The following is a 26211-nucleotide window of genomic DNA, read 5'->3' as shown; positions in this document are numbered from 1 at the left end:
ATTATACCACTCATACCTTCTATTTCACATCATAAAATATAGGGCATATCAATCGCCACACCCCACAATATCCATAACCGCCGTATGTGCAAGATCTAATACCGTCCCTTTATCGTCCTTAAATAATCCGCTGAATAGGGCTTGTCTTTCTCGTCCCGGTACGCCATCAATTCATTCTGCCACGCAATCACTGTGCCGGAGACAGACAGCTATATCGGGCTTATGCACACGCTTTTCGCTTTATAAGATATGAACGGGCTGAAAATCGGAGAGATTGACGGGAAATCTGCCTGCGACTTGACAAGTCCGACTATTCCACTTATACGTCCATATTCGATATGTTCCACGCATGGCAGGATCAAGCCGCCAAACTGGAACAGGGCGAGATTACCAAAGAGGAAAACGACCAGTGGCGGTACAAGTACCCGGAACTGGACACATCAGGGCATTGGGCGAAAGTTCCCTCACAGGCGGTCAGTGATATGCTTATGGAAAAATTACAGAAAGTCGAGAAAGAAGAAAAGGAAAAATAGAAAAAGAAGAAAGCATAAAAAAGACCTTGCCGATATTCAGTTTCCATATCTGAAAATCAGCAAGGTCTTCTTATACCATTTGATGAAATTATTCAGTGCGTGATGTCGTGAATGTTGCCAAATCGTTGCCAACTCTTAAACAAATTTACTTGAAATCCGCATAAACACCAGGCTTTTATAACCCATTTCATCATTCGAATTCAATCGTCGCCGGCGGCTTCCCCGTACAATCATAAAGCACCCGGTTCACATTCTTCACCTCATTCACAATCCTGCTGCTCACCCTCCCAATCAGCTCCCAGGGAAGCTCGGCGAATTCCGCGGTCATGAAATCGGTAGTGGTCACGGCGCGCAGAGCGACTGCATAATCATAAGTGCGCTCATCCCCCATAACCCCAACGGAGCGCATATTGGTAAGCGCTGCGAAGTACTGGTCCGGCTTATTGGGAATATCAGCCTTTGCAATCTCTTCCCGGTAAATCGCATCCGCATCCTGCAGCATCCGAACCTTATCCTCCGTCACCTCTCCGATAATCCGGATAGCAAGTCCCGGGCCGGGGAAGGGCTGACGGCTGATCAGCTTTTCAGGAATGCCAAGCTCACGGCCGGCCGCACGCACCTCATCCTTAAAGAGCAGACGGAGCGGCTCCACGATTTCCTTGAAATCCACATAATCCGGCAGGCCGCCCACATTATGGTGGCTCTTGATCACGGCGGATTTGCCCAGGCCGCTTTCAATCACATCCGGATAAATGGTTCCCTGTACCAGGAAATCCACAGCGCCGATTTTCTGCGCCTCTTCTTCAAACACGCGGATGAATTCCTCGCCGATTATCTTTCTTTTATCTTCCGGCTCCACAGCGCCGGCAAGCTTTTCATAAAAACGCTTCTGCGCGTTCACACGGATAAAATTCAAATCATAAGGGCCATTGGGTCCGAATACCTCTTCCACCTCGTCCCCTTCATTTTTGCGAAGCAGGCCGTGATCCACAAAAACACAGGTAAGCTGTTTCCCCACAGCTTTTGACAGCAACACGGCAGCCACGGAGGAATCCACGCCGCCGGAAAGTGCGCACAGCACCTTGCCGTTTCCGATCCTTTCACGCAGCGCCTGAATGCTTGTCTCCACAAAGGAGTCCATCTTCCAGTCTCCCGCGCAGCCACAGATATCAAACAGGAAATTCGCCAGCATTTTCTTTCCTTCCTGGGTATGCATTACCTCAGGATGGAACTGCACACAATACAGGCCTTTTTCCACGTTCTCAGCTGCTGCCACAGGGCAGACCGGCGTGAAGGCCTTTATTTCAAATCCGGGGGCTGGCTGGGATATATAATCTGTATGGCTCATCCAGCAGACGGAAGTCCCGGAAACGTTGGTGAACATTTTTCCAGTGGTGTCAAAATGTACCTCCGTCTTGCCATATTCCCGCACAGGCGCTGTGGAAACCTTGCCGCCAAGCAGGTGGTTCATCAGCTGCGCGCCGTAGCAGATGCCCAGCACCGGAATTCCCAGTTCAAAAATACCTTTATCACAGGAAGGAGAATCGTCGCCATATACACTGTTGGGGCCGCCCGTAAAAATAATGCCTTTGGGATTCATTTTCCGGATTTCCTCAAGACTCATCGTATGGGGGTGAACCTCGCAGTACACATTGCATTCCCTGACTCTTCTGGCAATCAGCTGATTGTACTGCCCGCCGAAGTCCAGGACAATAACCATTTCTCTTTCCATTTTTTCCTCCATTCTGCCGCAGGGCGGCACGACCGCATATTACGGGTAAAATCACAGGCAACTTTTTTCAGTAAATATTGTATCCATTAAAAATACATTTCATTATAAAATAATCCCTGCCTGTTTGTCAAAACCTTTTCTTTCCGAATTTGTCCGTATTTTTCCGGTTTTATTGCTGATTTTCCACAATCCGGCCATGGAAGAGTCTGCTTTGGGCCCCTGTATCCTGCTGCATCTGGCATTTTCCACCTAGCATTTCTCACCTGGCATTTCCACCTGTAGTATTCCTACTGCTCCCGCTGCCTGTGCATCGCCATTTCCCATTTATGTCCTCTGTACCTGCATGTGTAGCAGATCGCACGGAAAATCCAGTCCACCACCATAGCCGCCCAGACGCCCAGAAGTCCCAGATTGAACTCATAAGTAAACAGGTAGGAGGCGCCTACGCGGAACACCCACATAGAGAGGATAGCGACTGCCATGGTCCAGATGACATCCCCAGCAGAACGCAATGTATTTGGCAGAGTAAAGGACGGCACCCAGAAAAGAATTACCATAATATTATGGAAGCGCACCACCTCTATGGCCATCTTTGCAGCTTCAGGCCCCAGGTTGTACATTTTAATCAGCAGCGGCATTCCGAAAAACATCAGAACTGAAATCACAGCAGTGATGCCGATGGCTATCTTCATCAGTTTTTTCGTATAATATCTTGCCTGTTTGTATTCGCCCGCACCCACGCACACGGCGGAAACCGAAACCAGCGCAAGGTTGATTGCGCCGCCTGCAAGGATATTCCAGGAGGCCAGTGTATTTGACACGGCATTTGCCGCGATGGCTGAGGTCCCCATTGTGGCCACAACGCTCAGCACCAGAATTTTGCCCAGCTGAAACATGCTGTTTTCCATACCGTTGGGTATTGCAATGTAGAGTATCTTCTTAATTAAATCCCCGTTAAAACGGAATCTGACCTGTCCGCAGAAATTGATCTCCCGCTTCGGATTAAACATCATGCAGAAAATTACGATAGCCCCCACGAAACGGGACACCGTGGTGGGAATCGCAGCTCCCGCAACACCCCATTTCAGTCCGAAAATACATATCGCATTGCCGGTGATGTTGATCGCGTTGATAAGCAGGGAAATCCACATGGTAACCTTGGCGTTATTCATGGAGCGGAATATTGCCGCGCAGGAATTATAAATCGCCAGCCCGGAAAAAGAAAGCGCCGTAATAATAAGGTAGGTTTTGGCAGACTGCATAACCTCCGGCTCGATTTTGCCGAACATCAGGCGCAGCAGCTTGTCATGAAAACCGATAAAAATAATGGATATGGCCAGCGCCAGCGTGGTGGCGAACATGATGATCTGCCAGGCCGCCTTGCTCGCCTCTTCCGGATGCTTCTGCCCCAGAAAATGTCCGGCCACCACCGCGCCGCCTGTAGCAAGCGCTGAAAAAACATTAATCAGCAGGATGTTCACCGTATCCACCAGGGATACCCCTGATACGGCCGCCTCCCCGACAACGGATATCATGATGGTGTCCGCCATGCCGACAGCTATTGCCAGCGTCTGTTCGATGACCAGGGGGATGATCAGTTTTTTCAGGTCCTTGTTTGAATATAACATTTGAGTTTTCCTGCCCTTATATTTTTCTTTTGTACTCTGCATAATTTTTAGCTTTTCAGTTTCTTTACAATCAGCTTATCTTTACACAGTAATTACTTATTTATTTTATTCCGTTTTGTGACTGATGTAAATACTTTTCTCTGGTCGCAAGACCGCCCCTGATGTGGCGCTCCGACTTATTTACATCTAATACTTTCCTGGCTTCCTTGGCTAATACAGGATTAATCTGAGACAGGCGTTCCGTAACATCCTTATGTACGGTTGACTTGCTGATGCCGAACTGTTTTGCAGTCTGTCGTACAGTGGCATTGTAGTCAATAATATAGTTGGCAATATCGATTGCTCGCTCCTCGATATAATCTTTCACGGAATTCCCCCGGAAAACTTGTTTTTACAATGTATGCGGGGATAGAAACCTGTATGTCAACTTTTCCGGGGATAAAATCAAAACTGTTTTCCGTTCACTGTCTGTCCCATTCTTCGAATGCACCTTCCCACGTTTTCTTCCCGAAGGGCCGCACAGTATCTCCTGTGCGTTCTGCGTATTCCGAAGCATATTTCAGGAAAAAATATAAATGTTCTCTTCTTGAACGAAGCTCCTTTATGCTGATTTTGCTCCAAACCGGAACCCTTTCAAACTGCTTCGTCCCACCCCCGCCAGACTCTCTTCACTCTAAAAACCCCCTGCATCCGCCGCCGGATAAATTCCGGCGTCCCGCAGATGCAGAGGGTTTTCTTTTTATTATGTCATCCTAAACTGCCTCTATTTTCCATTACCCTTCATAAATAACGAAAACCTGCAGTTAATGGAGCAGTCTTGCAATAGCCCCTTCCACGATGCCCCACAGCGAGAAGTCCTGGCCGCCGTAAACGAGCATCCAGTTGTTGATGGTATTTCCGAAGAAATAGGAACCGAAGCCTACCAGGAATACCATAATAATGCCGCTGAGAGCCGCGCCTACAATACAGCCCCTGATACCGCCGGTGGCGTTGCCGATGATGGACGCGCAGCCGATTTCAAAGAAGCAGGTAAAGGTCAGCGGAATGATAACCGTAGGGAACATTCCTGCGGTGAGGATGATTGTAATTGTTGATGTAATCATGGCTACGATGAAGCCGATAATCAGCGCATTGGGTGCACAGTTGAAAATAACAGGGCAGTCCAGCGCCGGGATAGCTCCCGGAACCACCTTTTCTGCAATTCCCTTGAAGGCGGGAACGATTTCCGCAATCAGCATACGGACGCCGAGAAGCATGATGGTAACGCCCACGCCGAAGTAAATCGCCTTTGTGAAAATAAAGGTGAATATACCGGTCTTTCCGCCTGCATAGCCCCAGACTTCACCGGGAACCAGGCCGTTTGCTTTCAAAATAAAGAACATTGCAATGTATGTAATACAGATAACGATAGATCCTGTAATGGATACCTCACGCAGGAAGCCAAGACTCTTGGGGAACTTGATATCCTCCGTGGATTTCTCCTTGTTGCCGATGACCTTGCCCAGATAACCGGAAATCAGGGAAAGCACGGTGGTGGGGTGTCCGATGGTGAAGCTGTCGTCCCCGGTCACTTCCTTAACCAGCGGACGCATCAGGTTCGGGGATATTACCATATAAGCTGCCGTAAAAATGGTGGCCAGACCGATCAGCTTGCCGCCTGTCAGCCCTGCGTCAACACCCGCAGCAATAAATACATAGGGGAACCAATACAGCATATGTCCTGTCAGGAATACGGATTTCCATTTTGTAAAGCGGGCAAACAACAGGTTAAATGCGAATGCAATCAGCATTACGATACCGATCTGTGTGCCGTACACGGACATATCAATGTCTGGCTTGCCGTTGGCTGCAGGCATCATGGTATTAAAAGCCGCCGCCAGGCCGTCAATGGAATTGCCTGTGATAATCCCGGTGCCCTGGGACAGAACGAAGAAGCCGATTGCGGTCATCATCGTGCCGCGGACCACCTCGCTGAACTGCTTCTTTTGCAGCAAAAGACCAATCATAGCGATTAATGCCAGGAAAATAGCACCCTGACCGAAGATCTCATTAATGATAAAATTCAATACAACCATAAATCCCTCTCCCTCCTATGAAACACTATTTTTCCAAACTTTCAAAGTATTCCAGCGTTTTCTGCGTTACTTCCTTCTTATTTACGAAGCTGCCGATCGTCACTACCGGAACCTTACTGCGTTCCTGGACACGTCCGGCAAGCTCCTCCGATGTAAAAATCACGTCGCAGGGCGTTGAAGTGCATGTGCCGACATCTCCGCAGAATACCTCCGCATCCAGCTTATTTTCCTTCAGGATTTCTTCAATTTTCATTTTCAGGAAAAGGGAAGAACCGCATCCGAAGCCGCACACTGTCTGAATTCTTACTGTGCCCATCCATTTTACCTCCTTCTCTTTAATCTCTGCCTGATTCAGGCAGGCATTTCCTTTCCGGCCATTATCCGGACCACCTCTTCCACACTGTCCGCTTTGGCAATCATATCGATCCGCTCCTCCGCAAGCAGTGTTTCAGCGACCCTGGACAGAGTGTCCAGATGTGAGGTACTGTCCGTACATCCCAGGCACAGGAGCACGGACACCGGGTCATTGGGTGAGCCAAACTCAACCGGAGTATCCAGTGTAATCAACGCCATGTCGCTTTTTACCACATCTTCACACGGTGCTGCATGGGCCAGCGCAAAGCCGGGCATTATCACGATATAAGGCCCCAGCTCCTTTACAGACTGAATCATCTTTTCCACATAAGCGGGCCTGATGCTTCCTTCCTCCACCAGAACCGCCCCTGCCTTACGCACAGCCTCCTCCCAGTCAGCCGCTTTTTCTTTGATTCGTATATGACTCTCATTGAGTATTTTATCCAAAGACACGACCTCCTTTTATCATTTTTTGTGCATTTAGCATAACATTTCTCAGGGTCAATGCCTAGTTCATTTTCTTTCACATTCTTTGGAAACAACCTTGCCTTTCCTCTCCCCTTCCCCGCCCTTATAATGAAATTATATTGGAATTTTATGTTTGGATACCTGAAATTTATATACTCCCTGGCCCGGCCGAAAGGCGGAGCCGTAAAACAGACAGCGCGGCAGACTGTGAGAAGAGGCAGGGGAATACATAAATTTCAGGTGTACAGGCATACAATACGGAAAGGGGGATAATGCATGAACAGGCAGACAAGCAAGCTGCTTACCATACTTCTTAATTCGCCCGGCCAGTATTTTCATTATGAAGAGCTGGCGGCGCGTTTTCATGTCAGTACCCGCTCGATCCGTAATTATGTCCAATCCATCCTAGAATTTCTGGAGGATCAGAACCTGCAGCCCGTTCTGTCGGTTTCCGAAGGGGGAATTGCATTTACCGGAGGAGCCGAGGAAAGCAGCCTCCTGCTGCAGGCCGCTGTGGATAATGATTTTTACCTGTACCGGCTCTCTCCGGAGGAACGCAGCCATATCATCCTGCTGACTTTGCTTATCAGTGATGATTTCTGCAATATTTTTGAGCTGTCGGAAAAATTCAATGTCAGCCGCACCACCATCTTAAAAGATATGGAGCAGGTGAAGGTTTTTCTGTCCCGCTACAACATCAGCTTCGATCCGGCCATGAACAGAGGTTATCTGCTCCGGCCCACGGAACGGCAGCGCAGGGACATGATCATGCGGATAATCCAGTCGGCCATGGGCGCGGTTTTTTCCCTGCACAGGGAAGTGAATATATATGAACGCTTCCTATATGATGAGTGGGATCTGGAAAACTATTTTCCGTTCCTCAAACAGCTCCTTCTGGATGTGGAGCAGCAGTATGAGCTGGATGTATCCGATGCGTGTTTCGAAGAGCTGCTGCTCATGCTCTCCATCATTACCGTCCGTCTGGAAAGAGGCGCCTGCATCAGGGAAAGCACGCTGGAGGAAAAAACCTTTCAGAATCTTCTTGTTTACGAGCTTGCCGGGAATATCCTGGAGGTGCTGGGCCGTCGTTATCACCTGGCCGTGAGCGAGGCTGAGATCCAGTATCTGGCCTCCAAGCTGTATTATTGCCGTTTTTACAGCCGGGCGCCCATAGAAAACGCCCAGGACGTAAAGCTGCACATGGCGCTGACCAGCTTCCTTATGAAAATAAGCGGTGAAATGGATATCCCGCTGTATGAGGACAATAAAATCGTCAACCAGCTGGAAAGCCATCTGCGCGATATTGACAAGGCGCATGCCGAGGGCGTTCCCCTGGAAAATGATTATACGGAGCAGATGATTTCGGAATATCCGGAATATTTTCAGCTGATCTGCCATCATCTTCCCACGCTGGAGGCCACCACCGGTTATACCTACACCAGGGACGACATCGCGGTAATCCTCATCTACCTTGTAGTAGCCGTGGAACGGCATTTTAAAAATGACATCCTGCCCAAGGTGATCGTGGTATGCCACACGGGCATCGGCACAGCCAATTTTCTTGCAGAGCGGCTGAGCACCAATTTCAATATCAGAATCATGGCGGTTACCTCCAACCACAAGCTGCCGGATATCATGAAAAACTACGATTTTGATCTGATAATATCCACCATCACGCTGTCGGAGCCGGAGGAGCTGTGGGTCAAGGTTTCCCCCATGCTGGAGGACGAGGACATCCTGCGGCTGCAGAAGCTTTTCATGGATATTAAAAAGGATAAAAAAAGAATGAACGTACAGCCCCGGCCCCGTGAAAGCATGCCCGGCATCCGTTCCGTGCTCCGGGAGGAAAACATCCTGCTGGATACGCCCTGCGGCGACTGGAAGTCGGTAATACAGAGAGCCGCCGGCCCGCTCCTGATGAGCGGCAGCATCGATACCAGTTATATCGATGCCATGATACAGTCCTTTGAAACCAACGGTTCCTATTTTGTTTACTGCCCCGGCGTGGCGCTGGCTCATGCAGGCCCCGGGGACGGCGTGCATTTCTTCGGCCTGTCCCTGATCCGGCTGAAAAAACCGGTTCCCTTTGGCCACCGCCTGCACGATCCGGTCAGCTGGTGCATCTGCCTTGCCATCCAGGAAAAGGACGAAAGAATCCAGTACGTCCTGCGGCTGATGGATCTGCTGAGCAATCCCCGCATCCTCCGGGAAATGGACGGCATCCGGGACAGAAAGGAGCTGCTTGCATATCTTCTTGAAAAAGAAAGGGAGGAATCATATGAACAGTAAAAGCTTTGACTATCTTACACATGTGGAAGAGATTCTGGAACGGGTAAAAAATACCCAGTGGGAATCCATGGATGCCTGCGCAGGGAAGATGGCGGAGGCCATTGCCGGCGGCCATTCCGTCTTTGCCTTCGGCGCATCCCACGCCGGCATCCTGGCCCAGGAGCTGTTCTACCGTACCGGCGGGCTGGCGGTCCTCAACGCAATCCTGCCTTCGGAATTCATGCTTAACACCCGGCCCGTTACCCAGACAAGCACCATGGAAAAGTTGGACGGCTACCCAACTGCCATCCTGAAGCATACCCCCATTCATGAAGGCGATGTGCTTCTGCTCCATTCCGTTTCCGGACGGAACACGGCCGCCATCGAAATGGCAATAGAGGCCCGGAAAATGGGGGTAACCACCATTGCAATCACCAATATGGAATATACAAGCCAGGTGAGCAGCCGCCATAAAAGCGGTAAAAAGCTGTACGAGGTCTGCGACATTGTTATTGACAACTGCGGTGATTTTGAAGACTCCAGCATGCTGCTGCCCGGCATGAACCAGAAAATCGGCCCCACCTCCAGCGCGGTAGGCTGCACCATCGTCAATATGATCGTGATCCGCACCGTGGAGCACCTGCAGGAAATGGGCATTGAGCCGCCGATTTTCCACAGCGCCAACGTGGACGGCGGAGAAGAATTCAATAATGTTCTGTTTGAAAAGTATAAGGATCAGATTCATTATATGTAACCGTAACGGGCGCACAAAAATCCGGCGGAGGTTCTTCACCTTCCGCCGGATTTTTATGGCCACATGCCCGATTACTCCGCCTCTGTTTCTCCGGGCCCGTTCTTTCCAACCCTGTTTTCTCTCCCTATAATCCGCCGCATCGTCCGGATAAGGTCTTCCATCTGAAAAGGCTTCGCCAGATGGGCGTTCATCCCGCTTTCCAGGGATTTCTTCACATCCTCCTCAAAGGCATTGGCGCTCATCGCCACAATGGGAACCGTCCTGGCATCCGTTCTTCCGGATGCCCTTATCAGCTTCGCCGCCTCCAGACCGTCCATTACAGGCATTCGGATATCCATGAGGATCAAATCATAATATCCCTCGCTGCTCTCACAGAAACGATCTACGCCCTCCTGTCCGTTCAACGCTGTCTCTACCTGACATTTCTGCATTTCCAGGATCGTCCTTGCGATTTCCAGATTCAGCTCATTATCCTCCACAAGAAGGATTCTGGCTCCCTCTAACCCTGCCAGCGCCCCCTCGGTAAGCTTATCGTCTTCCTCCGCTGGCCTCCTGCCGACTGTCTGAAGCAGGGTAAAGGAAAAGTCGCTTCCTTTGTTTTCCTCGCTTTCCAATGCTATGTGGCCGCCCATCATCCGCACCAGACGGTCGCTGATGGCAAGCCCCAGCCCGGTTCCTCCATATTTCCGGGAGGTATCGTCGCTGGCCTGCTCAAAGGAACGGAAAATCCGCTGTCTGTTTTCACTGCTCACGCCAATTCCGTCATCCCTCACGGAAAAAGTGGTTTTTACCATTCCTTCCCCTGCCGGCTTCTGCACGGCCTTCAGCCTGATATGCCCTCCCCGGGGCGTAAATTTCACCGCATTTCCCAGAAGGTTAATCAGCACCTGGTTCAGGTGCAGGCTGTCGCCCGTCACCCATTCCTCTGAAATCACAAATTCCCGGGTAAATTCAATATTTTTTTCCATGGTCTGCGGTTCGATCAGATTATATACGCCCTCCAGCAGCTGCTTCATGCTGAAAATACCATTTTCCAGCTTCATCTTTCCGCTTTCTATCTTGGACATATCCAAAATGTCATTAATCAGGCTGAGCAGATACTGGGAAGAGCTGTCAATCTTGTGCAGGCAGTCCTCCACTTTCTGCGAATCCTGCTTTTCCTGTATGGCAATCCCTGTCATGCCGATAATCGCATTCATGGGAGTACGGATTTCATGAGACATCCGGGAAAGGAAATCGCTCTTCGCCCGACTTGCCAGATCATACCGCTCACGGTTGATATTGCTCTCGATGATTTTGGCTATTTCCAGAAGCTCTCCCCTTTCCGCCTCGCGCAGGTTCAGCTGTTCCGCATCCGCCGCATAGGTGATACAGCCCGTATATTTACCGCTGTCATACAACGGTACTGTCAGGCAGCTTGTGCGGGGAGGGATTACAAAGAAATCATTCTCCTTCTTACGTTCCGCGCTTCCTGCAAAAATACGGAAGCCACCGTTCAGGCTTGCGGCATACTCCTCATATTCCTCCTCTGTAAAATACTTTGCCCCGCCGCCTATCCTGTATTCCGGCCTGCTGTGCCACTGATAGGCCATATGTACCGTATAGAACTGCGCGTCCGCCTCAGATATCAAAATATCAGAAAGACCGTAATGGGTTCCCAGCTTCACCAGCAGGACGGACAGAATTCCTCTCACATCGCTGCTTTTGTCAAAAAAGTTAAAGACAAGAGGAACCATGGGAATCCCCCTCTGATAGGAAACACTGACTATTTCATCAATCTCAGGCTTCCTGCAGAGACTTTCAAGCTGTTCCCCGGACAGATCCTCATAGAATACCGATACACCGCTGCGGCTGTTTTTCGCATAGGCCAGCGCCCAGGCGGCCCTGTCCATAAGTGCTGACAGCTCTTCCTTTTTCCTGCGTACCGCCCCGCCGGAGGATATCTGGAGACAGAATCCCGCATCCGGATAAATACCGGCAATCCTCTCCCGCAAAGCCTGCAGGAAATCAGCCGCTTCAGCCTTTCTTGCGCCCTCCATCCAGATGAGTATCTCGTCGCCGCCCTCACGGACCGCCATCATCCTGATTCTGCCGTCTTCCGTAAATGTTTCCTTTATTTTTAATATGGAGCTTCCAATCTGTTCCAGGATGGCATCCCCGAATACAATGCCGTATCTTTCATCAAGCTCACGGAATCTGTCCATATCAAGCAGAAGCAGACAGCCTGCGGTATTCTCCTCCCACTGGGCCGAAATCATCTTTTCGCCTACGCTGCGGCGGTAGAGTCCGGTAACCGGATCTCTCCTGACCGTATCCAGCTCCATCAGCTCCTGTATCTTCTTTTCATGGATATTTTTTATGCTGCCGATGATTTTGGAACGTTCTCCATTGGCGTCACAGATAACCTTTCCGGTCATTTCCATCCAGGAATAATCCGTCGCCTCTTCACTCATCCTAGCTTCAAATACCAGATCGATCTCATTTTCGCTTTCCCGCAGCGCCTCCCTTACCATTTCCCGGTCGTCCTCATGAAGGCAGCATGTTTTCAGCTGTTCCAACGCATCCGAATCATAATGGCATTCCGTTACACCCTCCATTCCTTCTTTGTCGCCTACATTGTATACATTCATACAATCGCCGCGCACATCATAGGAATACAGGATATCCGTACTGCTCTGCAGCGCGATCCGGTAACGTTCCTTTTCCTCCATCAGGCTGTATTCCGCTTCCTGCTGCCTTACCATCAGCTCCTGAACCACATCAAACAGCTCATCAACCTCCGCAATATCGCTCATCTGGTAGCCGGTAAGCCGTTTCCCGCCGCTGTTTCTGATACACTTCACCAGTCCTCTGATAGGCTTTGTAAGATGGGAAACCATTATATAGATACTGACCATGCCGAACACAAGACCCACCAGTATCGCAATCAAAAGATTCCATACAATCTTATTCCCAATTCCGAACAGCTCCCGCTCTCCCTCCACGCCTGCCACCACCCAGACCTCGTCTGAAAACGGCGTATTGGTGTTGTAAAGATGAAGCCTGCTGACACCCGCATAGGCCTCCTTTCCACGTACGGAAAGACGGTACAGGGAATTATATCTGGTTGTTTCCGTCTCAAGCCTTTCCATTGTCAAAACCGCCGCCCCGGTCACCACCATAGGATCCAGGCTTCCGTCCTCCGCCAGCCCGGCCAGCATATAGCTGCCCTGGTTCTGGCTGTTCAGCTCTCTTACGGGAAGCATTTCCGCCAGATAATTCTCAGAAATTTCCACCCCCATCACACCGTAAACCGTTCCCTGGTACACCAAAGGAATCGAATAGGCAATCATATGATAGCTGTCGCTTTTCGTATTTCCCTCCAGGGTAAAGGGCCTGCTCCAGTAGGCCAGATTCCTGTAATCCGTATCAGGGTACAGCTTTGCCGCTTCATAAGGCTTGAAGAAAAAATCGTCACAGCTCAATTCCCCGCTTTTACCCAGATGGAAGCTGGTGGTCCAAAGCGTATCCAGGGGAATACCCTTTGCATGGGAAAAGCTGCTTGCCCCTCTTTCCAGCAGGACATCCGCATAATCAGCCGGATTTCCCGTAGGATCGGAATCCCTGAAATAAATGCCGTCGCAGGTACTTTCCTGCGTACCCACGCTGTCGTTTGCCAGAATGAGAAAGGATCCGGTAACCGTATTTTTTCTCATCATATAAAGCATGGTGTCCAGCATATTTTCCAGGAAATCCTTCTGGGCCTCTTCATTATTCAGGAAATCATGCACCGTTATTCTTCTTGTCGTAAGCTGCTGCTCCAGCGCATTCTTCGCCTTAGCTTCCTCCTCCTTCATCTCCGACCAACGCTGTACCATATCGTTTTCCAGAAGGATTTTCCGGTTTTCCACTGTCTGGTTCAGAATACCCACAGAATATTCTTTTAAAAGAAAGGGTGTGCCGCTGAAAAAGAAAGTTCCATAGGATATCATGGCCTGAACCATCATAACCAGTATCAGCGGTACCACAAACAAGCTGAAAATCGTTCTTTTTTTCATTCTCATTTACTTTCTACTGCTTCCTGCAGCTTACTCTGCAAACCTGCAAACCATTCTTCAAAAGCCTCATCAGAGATAAACTCCGATACTGCCTCGTCAGGATCAGCCCCCGCTGCCAGCTTCTCCTCCACAACAGCCCGGTCAGCAACGGCTTTGTCGGAAAGGTTATATTCCAGAACCTTTCTCGCCGCTGTGCCGCCCTGGAAGGCCTTGTTGGTATACATGGTGCTGCTCTTAACCGTATCAAAAGCAGCCACAAGCGTATCATATGTCTTCTCCGGTACCTCAAGTCCGCGTTCTTCAATAATTTTATCCAGCTCAGCCTTATCATTGGCCGCTTTTTTTACCGGAAGATAGCCGGAGGAACAGCCGAATTCAATGTTGTTCTCCGCCTGGGTAAACCACTTCAGGAATTCAGTACAGGCATATTCCTTCTTCTCATCCGTTTTGGTCACTACCATGCCCGCGCCCTGCTGCACCGCATAATTCTCACCGCCTTCGAATACGGGCGCCGGAAGGATTATGTATTCTATGGGGTAGGTTTCATCCTCCAGCTCCACCGCATCCGGGAAATACATGGCGGAGGTAGTGGAACCCGTATAGGAAATCAGCTCGCCTATTTTCACATCATCGGAACGGAACCTGCCGTAAGCGCTGAAGTATCCCTTCACATAGGGTATGTACCAGGTATCCCAGATACGCTTCATCACAGCTTTATCCACCTGAAGCGTCACCTGCTGGTTTTCCACCTTGAAAATCTCAGTCCCCAGCTGCATGGAACCGATAATAAACAGATTCGCCATCGCGTCCCTGCCGTAAAAAGCCTTGCCGTCATTGGGTATGTCCGGTGTCAGGCTGTCCGTCCAGTCATAATATTTCCCTGCCGTTTCCGCCAGCCCTTCCATGGTCGAAAGGGAGGACAGCTCCACGCCGGCGGCCTGTGAGAATTTATCCCAGTCCGTTTTATCCAGCATGAAGATTTCGCTGGATTTGGCCGTAGGAAAAATAAACAGCTGGCCGGCTTCCCCAATCCTGCCCTCTTCCACATAGGAGTCCACGTATTCACTCAGCTCCTCCTTACTAATATAGGGAGAAATATCGGCCAGATAGCCCATCTGCTGGATTTCATAGGCTGTATCCGCGTAACAGGAGAACATATCCGGCGCTTCCTCACTGCCCACTTCCTTCTTCAGCGCGGACATCACCACCTCTTCCAGCTGGTTCACGTCGCCCTTGCTGGCGCTTTTCACAAAAATGCCCTTTTCCAGTCCTACCGTATCGTTGAATTCCTTCACCAGCGCATCAAAAGCGGTCTGCTGCGCGCCGTTATAATAATGCCATGCCGTAACCGTAACCGGGTTATCCGGATCCAGCTTTCCATTCGCCTTCCCGCATCCGGCCAGCAGGGCCATCCCTGCCGCCGCCAGACAAAGCATTACCGGCAGCATCCTCTTTATTCCTCCTGCATGCCGCAGGCCTGCCTTTGAAACAATATTAGCCGGTAATTTGAATGGAGCTTTCAGACTTTCCCTTCCGAATATATTCATAGCGCCTTTTCCTCCCCATAAAATGTAATAAATACCTGTATCGTTTTATTATACATGATTCCTGTATACTTTGCACCCTTTCCCCGCTATTTTTCCGGATGAAAAAATGCTATACTATAACCGTCCGGACAACTGAATGGTTACGCTATACCATAGCCGTCCCGGCAGCAGCCTTGCGCACTGCCCGGATGCTTAAGGCTATTGATTACACGCCTGTCAGGCAGAAAGGTCGAAAATAATGAGTAAAAAGAAGGATAACGGCGTTCCGGGTCTGTGCAGAACCCGGTGGAGCCGCAGCATAAATCCTGCCGATACATGGAAGGAATATCCCCGTCCCGCTATAGTACGGGCATCTTATATTAATCTGAACGGGATGTGGGATTACTGTTTTACCCCTTCCCCCAACATTCCCGCCCGGTTTGAGGGACAGCTTCCCGTTCCCTTTTCCCCGGAAGCTCCGCTGTCCGGTGTGGGACGGAGGCTTTCACCGGATGAATTCCTGTGGTACCGCCGCAGCTTTACCCTCCGCAAACAACAGAAGGATCAAATGGTACTGCTCCATTTCGGCGCTGTGGATCAGGAATGCGCCGTATTTGTTAATGGGAAACCAGCGGGGGAGCACACGGGCGGATACCTTCCCTTCACACTGGATATAACGGATATTGCCGAAGAAGCCTCCAACGAGCTTCTGGTGCGCGTGCGGGATTACAGTGATACCTCCTGTTACAGCAGAGGAAAGCAGAAGCTTAATAAGGGAGGTATGTTTTATACTGCCCAGAGCGGCATCTGGCAGACCGTATGGCTTGAGCTTGTCCCCGATCCCTATATTTCGGCGGTCCATTTTACGCCGGATTATGACGGTTCCTGCTGCCGCGTAAGGATTACTGCCGGCGGCCGCAGAAAGGGAGGGCCAATCCGCTGTACGGTCCGGCCGGAAACGGAGGAGGACAGACAATACCGGGACGATCCGGCGCGTCCCGCAGCCGGCAAACAGTCCTCCGGCGCAGTGTGCGTCCATACCTTTTCCCCGGACCGGGAGGCAGTCCTGCCCCTGCCTGGTTTCCATGCCTGGACCCCGGAGGATCCCTTCCTTTACCATGCAACCCTGGAAATGGAGGACGACAGGGTGGAATGTTATTTTGCCATGCGCAAATGCGATATCCAGACCGGCAGCGACGGCCTGCGCCGTATTTTCCTGAATAACAGCCCCTATATGCAGACCGGCGTCCTGGATCAGGGCTACTGGCCTGACGGCCTGTACACCGCCCCCTGCGACGAAGCATTTATTTATGACATCAGGGCCATGAAGGATCTTGGCTTCAATATGCTCCGAAAGCATATCAAAATAGAGCCTCAGCGCTGGTACTATCACTGCGACAGGCTGGGAATGCTGGTATGGCAGGATATGGTATGCGGCGGCAGCTCCTATCGCCACTGGTTCGTCACATACCTGGCCACCCTTTTCAATGCCATGCACATTACCATAAAGGACGGAAGGCACAGCCGCTTCCTTCTTTCGCGCAGGGATGCGAAGGGGAGAAAGCAATTCCTACGTGAAACAAAGGAAACGATAGAAGCCCTCCGGGTCCATCCCTCCATAGTATGCTGGGTTCCCTTCAATGAGGGGTGGGGGCAGTTCGACGCCCTGAAGATCGCGGATTTTGTCCGCAGCCTGGATTCCACAAGGCTGATAGACCATGCCAGCGGCTGGTTTGACCAGAAGGGCGGCGACCTGTGCAGCCTGCACTATTATTTCTTTACCCTGAAATTCCGCCCGGAGCCTGTCCGCGCCCTGGCTCTTACCGAATTCGGCGGCTATTCCTGGCAGGTCCCGGGACACAGCTACAGCGAAAAGCTCTACGGCTACGGTAAATATGACAGCCGCCAGACCCTTACGGAAGGCTATCGCCGCCTTCTGTCCTCCACCATCCTCCCCGCGGTAAAGCAAGGCATTTCCGCTACCATCTATACCCAGCTGTCCGACGTGGAGGAAGAGGTAAACGGCCTGTATACCTATGACCGTGAAATCCTAAAGCCGGACGGCGAAACGGTCCGCAAACTGAATCAGGAGCTGAAGGATGCCGTAAACCGGCACTGATCAGCTCCTGCGGATATCTTTATTCCTGCACCCGGCAGGCTGTTTATTTTCCGGAAGGCTCGCTTTCCTTCCACATTTTCCGAAAAACAGGGATGTACATGATAAGGCTGAACAGCATGAAGGCGCCGCATGCAGATATCAGAAGATTTGCGGCTGTCAGGCTGATTCCAGGGAACAGCAGAAGAATAAACAGCAGAACGTAAAGGACCGCGGTGCACACCTTGCCGAACCACATGGCGCCATCCAGCTTCTTCCCTCTGGGGAGAAGCAGCAGCCCCATGATTCCCATAAAACCCTCTTTGAGGATAAAAAGCGCCAGAACCGCCCGCATCAGCGGGTAACGGACGGCAAAGCAGAGCACCAGCGCTCCCTGCGTCAGCTTGTCCGCCAGTGGGTCTATAAACTTCCCAAGCTCCGTAATCATATTGAATTTCCTGGCAACCTTGCCGTCAAACATATCGGTCAGCCCGGAAATTCCCACCAACACCGCCGCCATATAATAATCCGACACACCATCCGCATGGATATATATCCAGGAAAATACCGGAATCAGAAGTATCCTGAAATATCCCATCAGATTGGGTATGGAAAAAATTTCTTTTGCTGTCATCTTTTGTTTATTCATTGTTGTATGATGTCCTTTCCCGGCGCGCCGCCGCAGCGCCGGAATGCTTCCCCTTCCGAAAGGGACCGTCCCTGTGAAGCTTCTTTTGCCGTAACTGCACCAATACGGCTTCTTCCACCGTAACCGCCCGTTTCCCTCATGGATACTGCCAGGTTCCCTTCCATTATAACTTCCGTCCCCTGTCTGCGCAATCCTCCGGCAAAATAAATCCATAACAGGTAAAATAAAGCCGCACAGTAAAATAAATCCGTACTGTCAATAAATCCGTACTTGACAGATATTCCGGCCCGTGCTATTCTTAACAAAATTTTACATTCCTCAAAGGCTGAGAAAAGAAACAGTACGCATTTCGGATGGTCCAGAGAGAAGACGGCTGGTGTGAGTCTTTCCTGAAAAAATGCCGAACCCCTCTTTGAGCCGCAGGCCGAACCGTTTTCCTGCCGTATTTATCCGGCAGCTGAAGACGTGAGTAAGCCCCGCCGGGTTCTCCCGTAACAGAGAAAGGTATTGGGCTATGCCCTGTACCGTGAGCGCGGATTTTTTCCGAATTTAGGTGGTACCACGGACCCTGAAGGTTCGCCCTAAGCCATTCCCTTATCATGCGGCGGGACGGCTCGGGGCTTTTTTTATTCCCTGTCCCCTCCTGCCGCCACCAGGGCATTATATAAACACGCCCTAAGGACAGGAGGTTATTTTATGAAGCTTGCAAATCTAATCGGCGACCGGTTCCGGGAAACGCCCTCCGACTGTGTTGTGGAAAGCCACGCCCTCATGCTGCGCGGCGGCTATATGAAATACGTGGCGAACGGCATCTATTCATCCCTGCCGCCCCTGTGCCGCATCACCCGGAAAATCGAACAGATCATCAGGGAGGAAATGGATGCCGCAGGCGGCCAGGAGGTGCAGTTTCCCGTAGTGCTGCCCGCCTCCTACTGGCAGGAATCGGGGCGTTACGACTCCGTAGGCAGCGAGCTGCTGCGTTTTACGGACAGGAACGGTTCCCCCATGGTGCTTGGCATGACCCATGAGGAGGCCGCCGTTGCGCTGGTAAGGGAATATGGGGCCACCTACAGCCGATATCCCTTCCTTTTTTACCAGATCCAGACCAAATTCCGGGATGAAGCGCGGCCCAGGGCCGGACTGATCCGCGTCCGGGAATTCACTATGAAGGATGCCTACTCCTTCCACACCTCCCAGGAGGACCTGGAAGCCTGCTACCGGCGCTGCCACAGCGCCTATGAACGCATTTTTGCCAGAGCGGGCATACCGGAGGTGATCTCCGTGGCATCGGACTCCGGCATGATGGGCGGAAATCTGTCCCATGAATTCATGCTCCTTACTTCCGCCGGAGAGGATTCCATCGTCCTGTGCCCTTCCTGCGGCTACCGCGCCAATATGGAAGCGGCGGAATGCATCACAGAAGCGCCGTCGGAGGGAATCTGTGCATCTGAAGGCCGGACGGACGGGCATACGGAATGTGCCGCCTCCTCCCTGCCGCTCCCGGCATTGACTGAGGTTTCCACCCCCGGCGTCCATACCATTGATGAGCTCTGCGCTTTTCTGGGAATCACAGCCGCCCAATGCTGCAAGGCTGTTGTCTACCAGCGGAACCGGGATGATTCCTACGTCGTCCTTTTTATCCGCGGTGATTTGGACGTAAATGAAACCAAACTCACCAACCGGCTGGGAGAAGAGGTCCATCCCGGGGAAATCACGGAAGGCTCCGGCCTGCAGGCAGGCTTTATCGGTCCCGCCGCCCTGTATGCCGGATTGCGGAAAAGCAGCGGTGAAAATACGGAGCTCACCATTCTGTTTGACCGTTCCCTGAAAGGCGCAACCGGCCTGGTCTGCGGCGCCAACCGCGCTGACTTTCATTATACCGGCCTGTGCATGGAACGGGACTGCCCGGATGCGTCGTATGAAGATTTTGCAAAGACGCAGGAGGGCGGCATCTGTCCGGTATGCGGCAGGCACTCCCTGACCATATCCCGCGGCATTGAGGTGGGGAATATCTTCCAGCTGGGAACCAAATACAGCAAGGCCATGCACATGCAGTACGTGGATGCCGACGGCGCCGCCCACTATCCCCTGATGGGCTGCTACGGCATCGGCATCGGACGCCTGGCGGCTTCCGTCTGCGAAGCGCATCACGATGAATACGGCCCCATATGGCCCATCACCATCGCTCCCTGGCAGGTTCATCTGTGCTGTATGCGCAGTGACAATGCCGAAGTACATGCCATGGCTGACGCCCTGTATGATGAGCTGCAGCGTGCAGGCGTGGAGGTTCTCTATGATGACAGGAACGTAAGCGCCGGCGTCATGTTCTCCGATGCGGATCTGCTTGGCATCCCCATCCGTCTGATTGCCAGCCCAAGAAACAGGAAGGAAGGCTGCGTGGAAATGACTCTTCGCGGAAACAAGGCCGACACCTGCAAAATCCCCGCCAATGAAATTGTCCTGCGGGTCAGGGAAAAAATATCCGCCCTCACTGCCGCGCTGCAGCCTGAGTAACTGTCTGCACAACAATCTTATTAAAACCTAAAATAAGACCCGCCATGCAGCCTCCTGTAGCTGCATGGCGGGCCGGGGAAACAGAAGGGGGCATTACCTTTCTGTAACCTTCATCACATAATCCGCCCCGCCAAAGCCGGGCGTACTGTCCAGGCTTACCTCACACCGGACACCGTTCATAAGAACCACCGCCGGCACATCCTTGACCTCATATACAAGATCAATATTTTCTTTGACACAGTAAGCCTCAAACTGTCTCAGGAAATCCTCCTTCGAGGATGGTTTTTCCTTTAAATCTATCCGGAGCGTATAACCGCTTCTTCCCTGATTCATCTTTTTTGCCATCCTCGAAAGATAATAATAATTTCCTCCGCAAAGCACAAGCAGGATTCCAAAATCCAGCCCGATTATCTGCCTGACCCATTCCGGCAGAATTCGTCCGACTATTACCATCAGAAAAAGTGCGATAAAAGCCGTCCATAATGCCGACATACCGCCTATCACCTGTTTCCGCAGGCCTAACCACAAAAGAAACACACCGGCCAGAATATCCACTGCCAGCATGGGAACCATCCACGGCAGCACCGCCGGCCCCAGCGTCCGGTACCGCAGGCTCACATAAAGCACTGCGCCGGCCCAGAGGAGCCCCCCAATGAGGCCCCCTCTTTTTAATATTTCCAACCGTACTTCCCCATTTATCTTATTATTCCCGGTCATTTTCCACACCTCATTTCGCTTCCTCCAGTATCCTGTCCCGTACCTCTTTCAGATACTTTCTGGATATATATACAGACTCTCCGTTTTCCAGCCCGGCCTCCATCAGCCCATTGAGGATAGGCCTGTACAGCCTCACCTTATCCAGATTCAGTATGACGGATCTGGATATCCGTATAAAGGAAGCCGGAAGCAGTTTTTCCAGCACATAAAGCCTTTCTCTTGTTTCATACACCTCATCCGCCGTATGGATGGACTGTATTTCACGGACGGATTCCACATAAAAAACTGTATCGCTGTCAATCCGGTGAAGCTCCTCCTCCTTTTTGCAGAGAATGGATACCTTCTTCCAGCTGTCCGTCTCAATGTACGTCCGCAGCTTTTCCGTGGAACCGTCCTCCTTTGCCAGCCGCAGAAGCGCTTCTTCCTTCTGCCCTGCCCCGATGCGTTCAATCCTGACTTTCACGGCCGCTCACTCCCTTCTTACATCTGCTTTTCTTTTCTGATATAAGAATACCTCAAATCCCCTCTCAAAATCCATACCTTTACGGTAAGTGGCATTTCCGGACCGGTATCCGGCAGCAAGGCATCCTGTTTCCCGCACGGTATTCCGTTTCCTTCCAAAAAAAGCTCCGGGATATTCCAAACCGAATACCCCGGAGCCCGGCAGCCTGCCGCCGCAGACAGTTAATATGCCAATATTTCACAGCCATCCTCCGTAACGGCCACAGTAACCTCCCACTGCGCCGACGGCTTTCCATCCTCCGTATAAATAGTCCAGCCATTTTCATCATCCAGGTAAATGTCCGGCTTTCCCAGATTTACCATGGGCTCAATGGTGAAAACCATCCCCGGCACCATAAGCATCTCCGTCCCCTTCGGAGCCACATAGCTGACAAAAGGATCCTCATGGAACTCAAGTCCTACGCCGTGGCCGCCCATGTCGATCACGATGCTGCAGCCGTTTTCCCTGGCATGGGCGTTGACCGCATCCGACATATCCCCCAGGAATGTCCACGGCTTCACAGCCGCGATCCCCTTCTCCATACATTCCTTCGCCACACGGACCAGGCGGCTCTTTTCCTCATCCACCCTGCCGATCCGGAACATACGTGAGGAATCACTGTAATATCCCTTACAAATAGTGGAGACATCCACATTCACAATATCCCCACTTTTTAAAACCACAGCCTCGCTGGGAATACCGTGGCAGACCTCATGATTCACAGAGGTACATACGCTTTTAGGATATCCTTCATAGCCCAAAGGCGCCGGGATGCCGCCCAGCTGCCTTGTTTTGCTCTCCACCAGACGGTCAATTTCCTCCGTGGTCATGCCTTCCCTGATATTCTCCGCCACATAATCAAGCACTGCAATGTTCACAAGCCCGCTCTCCCGGATGCCCGCAAGCTGCTCCGGATTCTTTATCATGCATCGCTCGGGAACCATATGTCCCTGCAGCTCAAAATGCTTTATCTTTTCATCAAACGCCTCGTGGCACTGTTTGTATTTCCGTCCGCTGCCGCACCAGCAGGGCTCATTTCTTCCTATCTTTTCCATTATCTGCCTCACATTCCGCCGTTAAACCATAACTGCCGGCTTCCCCGGTGATTTACACGGCTGGCCTTTCCGGCCTGCAACTTCCTTTGCTACGTATACCTATTATAATGTTACTGTTCACTCCGTGACCAGTAACTGCATAAATCCATTAAAAATCGCCTGCGGCGATGGGATTTATGCACTCTTGAATCACTTTCTTACGTACTGTGCAGTAAATGCACAGTACTGAGTGAACAGTAACATTATAATCCCTGTCAGGCCAAACGTCAAAGCAGATATCCTGCCTGCCGGATTTCCGGTTCCATATTGACACTTCTCCTTAATTCCGTTATTCTTTTTAGTATTGAAGGTCCGCAATCCCCCAGCGTGTATTTGAAAATTGCTCCAGGCGGAGGAACCGGGCCAGTGAAAAGCGAGGTATCCCCATGCATAATATAACCAAAACCGCCCTGGAAGCATCCCTGAAAAAGCTTCTTTTAAAGAAGCCGCTGGACAAAATCACCATCCGCGACCTGACCGAGGACTGCGGAATCAGCCGGATGACCTTTTATTATCATTTTAAGGATATTTATGATCTGGTGGAATGGATCTGCTACGAAGACGCCGCCCAGGCGCTTCAGGGGAAGAAAACCTATGATACCTGGCAGGAGGGTCTTCTGCAGGTTTTTGAAGCGGTCATGGAAAATAAGCCCTTTATTATGAACGTATACCATTCCCTCAGCCGCGAACAGATTGAAAGCTATCTGTTCCGCCTGACGCATGACCTGATCATGGGCGTGGTCAATGAAAAATCACAGGGTATGCAGCTCTCCGATACAGATAAAAATTTCATCGCGGATTTCTATAAATACAGTTTTGTGGGAATCATGCTGGATTGGATCAAACAGGGAATGAAGGAAAATTACCATGAAATCGTCAACTACCTCTGTACCGCCATCCGCGGCTGCATCTCCGTATCCATAAATAATTTCTGCAGCCCGGATATCCGGACCTCCGGTTTTTCTTCACCGGATCCGGTAATCCCGCCCACGGATAAGCCCCGTGCCTAAACGAAAGCAACCGCATTATAGCCGTTAAAATACTGAACTGCTACGAACCGTTACCTATATTTTATCAAAACAGGCGCAGTGATAAAAAATTTATCAGATTTGATCGTTTGATAAGTTTTTTATCACCGCGCCGTTTTTGTAAATAGTAATTTCACTTTGTTCCGGCTATTATAATCACATAAACAAACAACACGAACATAAAAGAAAGGTGGAAATAAAAATGTCAAACAAATCAAAGGCAATCGGGGCTGCCTCCGTACTGGCAGCGGGCGTAGGGGCTGCGGCCTATTTAACAGCAAAGAAAAAACAGGGGGATAAGGCGGTTGACTCCAAAAAAGCTTCCTCCAACAACGGCTACCGCAACACAGAGCTTGGAAAGTATGAAAAGAACAGCAAGGGAATTTACTACAGCAACGGCAACTATGAAGCCTTTGCAAGACCGGAAAAGCCGGAGGGCGTGGATGAGAAAAATGCATACCTGGTCGGCAGCGGCCTTGCTTCCCTGGCGGCGGCCTGCTTCCTTGTACGCGATGGACAGATGCCCGGCTCCCACATTCACATTCTGGAGGCCCAGGATATTGCCGGCGGCTCCTGCGACGGTATCTTCGATCCGTCCCGCGGCTATGTTATGCGCGGCGGCAGGGAAATGGAAAACCATTTCGAATGTCTCTGGGATCTGTTCCACAGCATTCCTTCCCTGGAAAAGCCCGGCGCTTCCGTGCTGGATGAGTTCTACTGGCTGAACAAGCATGACCCCAACTACTCTCTCTGCCGTGCCACAAAGGAACGCGGCAAGGATGCCCACACAGACGGCAGGTTTAATCTGAGCCAGAAGGGCTGCATGGAGATCATGAAGCTTTTCATGACGAAGGATGAGGATCTTTATGACAAGACCATCGAGGACGTATTTGACGACGAAGTGTTCAATTCCAACTTCTGGCTGTACTGGAGAACCATGTTCGCTTTTGAAAACTGGCACAGCGCGCTGGAAATGAAGCTGTACTTCCAGAGATTCATCCATCACATTTCCGGGCTGCCCGACTTCAGCGCCCTGAAATTTACCAAATACAATCAGTATGAATCCCTGATTCTGCCCATGCAGAAATATCTGGAGGAAGCAGGCGTTGATTTCCAGTTCAATACAGAAGTCACCAATGTGGTATTTGATTTTAAAGACGGCAAAAAGATCGCTTCCCTTCTTGAGTGCAGGGTAAACGGCGTGGAAAAGGGAATCGTCCTTTCCGAAAACGACCTGGTATTCGTCACCAACGGAAGCTGTACGGAGGGCACCATTTACGGCGACCAGAACCATGCCCCCAACGGTGACGCCGAGGTCCGCACCAGCGGCTGCTGGAACCTCTGGAAAAATATCGCAAAGCAGGATCCTTCCTTCGGCCACCCGGAGAAATTCTGCTCCGATATCTCCAAAACCAATTGGGAATCCGCCACCGTCACCACGCTGGATGACAAAATCATCCCCTATATCACCAATATCTGCAAGCGCGATCCCAGAACCGGCAATGTGGTTACCGGCGGCATCGTAAGCTGTCAGGATTCCTCCTGGCTGTTAAGCTGGACCATCAACCGTCAGGGCCAGTTCAAGGATCAGGATAAGGATAAGGTCTGCGTATGGGTATACGGCCTGTTCACCGACAGGCCCGGCGACTATGTGAAAAAGCCCATGAGGGAATGCACCGGTAAGGAAATCACGGAGGAATGGCTGTATCACCTGGGTGTTCCCACAGAGCAGATTCCTGATCTGGCTGAAAACAGCGCGGTTTGCGTTCCTACCATGATGCCCTATATCACCGCATTTTTCATGCCCAGGGCAAAGGGCGACCGCCCGGATGTTATTCCTGACGGCTGCGTGAACTTCGCATTCCTTGGCCAGTTTGCAGAGACTCCCAGGGACACCATCTTCACTACCGAGTATTCTGTCAGAACAGCCATGGAAGCCGTATACGGCCTGCTCGGCGTAGACAGAGGCGTACCGGAAGTATGGGGCAGCGTATATGATATCCGCGAGCTTCTCGACAGCTCCGTCAAGCTTATGGACGGCAAATCCCCGCTGGAAATCGAACTTCCCGGGCCGCTCAACGCACTGAAGAAACCCATTCTCCACGTTATCAGGGGGACGGTAATCGAAAAAGTGCTGCGTGACCACAACGTAATTAAAGAAGGAATGATGTAAAGGGAATGGCTCCGCACTCATGGACAGTGCGGAGCCATTTTTATATTCCATATTTTTTACTGCC

General features: G+C 51.0%; 20 protein-coding genes and 1 other annotated feature. Of the genes, 6 read left to right on the top strand and 14 right to left on the bottom strand.

Translation table 11 applies throughout. The features are described 5' to 3' along the window. Positions 1–723 precede the first annotated feature (723 nt). From guaA to HMPREF1548_RS27960, 7 genes are all read right to left on the bottom strand, one after another. Positions 724–2265, bottom strand: a complete 1542-nt coding sequence (gene guaA, locus HMPREF1548_RS27985) for a glutamine-hydrolyzing GMP synthase (protein WP_025487533.1) — start codon at positions 2263–2265, stop codon at positions 724–726. An 86-nt stretch (positions 2266–2351) separates the two neighbouring features. Next, positions 2352–2528 carry a hypothetical protein gene (locus HMPREF1548_RS29745; protein WP_157065745.1) on the bottom strand — a complete coding sequence of 59 codons (177 nt, stop codon included), beginning with the start codon at positions 2526–2528 and terminating at the stop codon, positions 2352–2354. 24 nt (positions 2529–2552) lie between these two features. After that, positions 2553–3893 carry an MATE family efflux transporter gene (locus tag HMPREF1548_RS27980; protein ID WP_081745165.1) on the bottom strand — a complete coding sequence of 447 codons (1341 nt, stop codon included), beginning with the start codon at positions 3891–3893 and terminating at the stop codon, positions 2553–2555. A gap of 100 nt (positions 3894–3993) precedes the next feature. Then, positions 3994–4260 carry a sporulation transcriptional regulator SpoIIID gene (gene spoIIID / locus HMPREF1548_RS27975; RefSeq protein ID WP_021640255.1) on the bottom strand — a complete coding sequence of 89 codons (267 nt, stop codon included), beginning with the start codon at positions 4258–4260 and terminating at the stop codon, positions 3994–3996. Positions 4261–4696: 436 nt separating this feature from the next. Then, positions 4697–5968, bottom strand: a complete 1272-nt coding sequence (ulaA, locus tag HMPREF1548_RS27970) for a PTS ascorbate transporter subunit IIC (RefSeq protein ID WP_021640252.1) — start codon at positions 5966–5968, stop codon at positions 4697–4699. Between the two features lie 25 nt (positions 5969–5993). Further along, on the bottom strand, positions 5994–6284 hold the full coding sequence (locus HMPREF1548_RS27965; protein ID WP_021640251.1) for a PTS sugar transporter subunit IIB: 291 nt from the start codon (positions 6282–6284) through the stop codon (positions 5994–5996). A gap of 35 nt (positions 6285–6319) precedes the next feature. Continuing rightward, positions 6320–6769: a PTS sugar transporter subunit IIA gene (locus HMPREF1548_RS27960; protein ID WP_035324368.1), complete on the bottom strand. Its 450-nt coding sequence runs from the start codon at positions 6767–6769 to the stop codon at positions 6320–6322. Between the two features lie 297 nt (positions 6770–7066). Here HMPREF1548_RS27960 and HMPREF1548_RS27950 point away from each other — a divergent pair, with 297 nt between their 5' ends. Together HMPREF1548_RS27950 and HMPREF1548_RS27945 are read left to right on the top strand one after the other, a co-directional pair. Then, a complete protein-coding gene (locus HMPREF1548_RS27950) occupies positions 7067–9079 on the top strand; it encodes a BglG family transcription antiterminator (protein ID WP_021640248.1) in 2013 nt (670 codons plus the stop codon). Then, positions 9069–9812 carry a sugar isomerase domain-containing protein gene (locus tag HMPREF1548_RS27945; protein WP_021640247.1) on the top strand — a complete coding sequence of 248 codons (744 nt, stop codon included), beginning with the start codon at positions 9069–9071 and terminating at the stop codon, positions 9810–9812. Before HMPREF1548_RS27950 ends, HMPREF1548_RS27945 begins: the two co-directional genes overlap by 11 nt. 71 nt (positions 9813–9883) lie before the next feature. Here HMPREF1548_RS27945 and HMPREF1548_RS27940 read toward each other — a convergent pair whose 3' ends face one another. Continuing rightward, positions 9884–13855, bottom strand: coding sequence for an ATP-binding protein (locus tag HMPREF1548_RS27940; protein ID WP_021640246.1), 3972 nt, complete (start codon positions 13853–13855; stop codon positions 9884–9886). Continuing rightward, complete coding sequence (locus HMPREF1548_RS27935; RefSeq protein ID WP_051358505.1) at positions 13852–15297, bottom strand: extracellular solute-binding protein; 1446 nt, start codon at positions 15295–15297, stop codon at positions 13852–13854. Before HMPREF1548_RS27935 ends, HMPREF1548_RS27940 begins: the two co-directional genes overlap by 4 nt. A gap of 337 nt (positions 15298–15634) precedes the next feature. Here HMPREF1548_RS27935 and HMPREF1548_RS27930 point away from each other — a divergent pair, with 337 nt between their 5' ends. Beyond that, the gene (locus HMPREF1548_RS27930; RefSeq protein WP_083493074.1) at positions 15635–17494 is read left to right on the top strand and encodes a glycoside hydrolase family 2 protein; all 1860 of its coding nucleotides are present in this window, start codon (positions 15635–15637) and stop codon (positions 17492–17494) included. A 43-nt stretch (positions 17495–17537) separates the two neighbouring features. Here the strand turns inward: HMPREF1548_RS27930 and HMPREF1548_RS27925 are convergent, their stop codons facing one another. Both HMPREF1548_RS27925 and HMPREF1548_RS27920 read right to left on the bottom strand, forming a co-directional pair. Beyond that, positions 17538–18119 carry a CDP-alcohol phosphatidyltransferase family protein gene (locus HMPREF1548_RS27925; protein ID WP_021640241.1) on the bottom strand — a complete coding sequence of 194 codons (582 nt, stop codon included), beginning with the start codon at positions 18117–18119 and terminating at the stop codon, positions 17538–17540. Beyond that, entirely contained in the window at positions 18116–18424 is a 309-nt protein-coding gene (locus tag HMPREF1548_RS27920) for a hypothetical protein (protein ID WP_021640240.1), read from the bottom strand. The genes HMPREF1548_RS27925 and HMPREF1548_RS27920 overlap by 4 nt, the downstream gene beginning before the upstream one ends. 13 nt (positions 18425–18437) lie before the next feature. Continuing rightward, positions 18438–18706, top strand: a binding site (T-box leader). A gap of 109 nt (positions 18707–18815) precedes the next feature. Here HMPREF1548_RS27920 and HMPREF1548_RS27915 point away from each other — a divergent pair. Beyond that, positions 18816–20633: a proline--tRNA ligase gene (locus tag HMPREF1548_RS27915; RefSeq protein ID WP_021640239.1), complete on the top strand. Its 1818-nt coding sequence runs from the start codon at positions 18816–18818 to the stop codon at positions 20631–20633. Positions 20634–20726: 93 nt separating this feature from the next. Here the strand turns inward: HMPREF1548_RS27915 and HMPREF1548_RS27910 are convergent, their stop codons facing one another. The 3 genes from HMPREF1548_RS27910 to HMPREF1548_RS27900 all read right to left on the bottom strand — a co-directional run bounded on the left by HMPREF1548_RS27910 (position 20727) and on the right by HMPREF1548_RS27900 (position 22907). Continuing rightward, entirely contained in the window at positions 20727–21350 is a 624-nt protein-coding gene (locus HMPREF1548_RS27910; RefSeq protein ID WP_021640237.1) for a DUF4318 domain-containing protein, read from the bottom strand. 10 nt (positions 21351–21360) lie between these two features. Continuing rightward, positions 21361–21813, bottom strand: a complete 453-nt coding sequence (locus HMPREF1548_RS27905; RefSeq protein ID WP_021640236.1) for a LytTR family DNA-binding domain-containing protein — start codon at positions 21811–21813, stop codon at positions 21361–21363. A gap of 221 nt (positions 21814–22034) precedes the next feature. Further along, positions 22035–22907, bottom strand: a complete 873-nt coding sequence (locus tag HMPREF1548_RS27900; protein ID WP_021640234.1) for a methionyl aminopeptidase — start codon at positions 22905–22907, stop codon at positions 22035–22037. Between the two features lie 425 nt (positions 22908–23332). Between HMPREF1548_RS27900 and HMPREF1548_RS27895 the strand changes: the two genes are divergently transcribed. Beyond that, positions 23333–23956, top strand: a complete 624-nt coding sequence (locus tag HMPREF1548_RS27895) for a TetR/AcrR family transcriptional regulator (protein ID WP_021640232.1) — start codon at positions 23333–23335, stop codon at positions 23954–23956. Positions 23957–24176: 220 nt separating this feature from the next. Next, positions 24177–26147 (top strand): oleate hydratase, encoded by a 1971-nt coding sequence (locus tag HMPREF1548_RS27890; protein ID WP_021640230.1) that lies wholly within the window; start codon positions 24177–24179, stop codon positions 26145–26147. Positions 26148–26211: the final 64 nt, after the last annotated feature.

Origin of the sequence: Clostridium sp. KLE 1755 (assembly GCF_000466465.2) — a bacterium.
Lineage (GTDB): Bacteria > Bacillota > Clostridia > Lachnospirales > Lachnospiraceae > Eisenbergiella > Eisenbergiella porci.
This window is presented reverse-complemented; position numbering and strand designations above follow the sequence as displayed.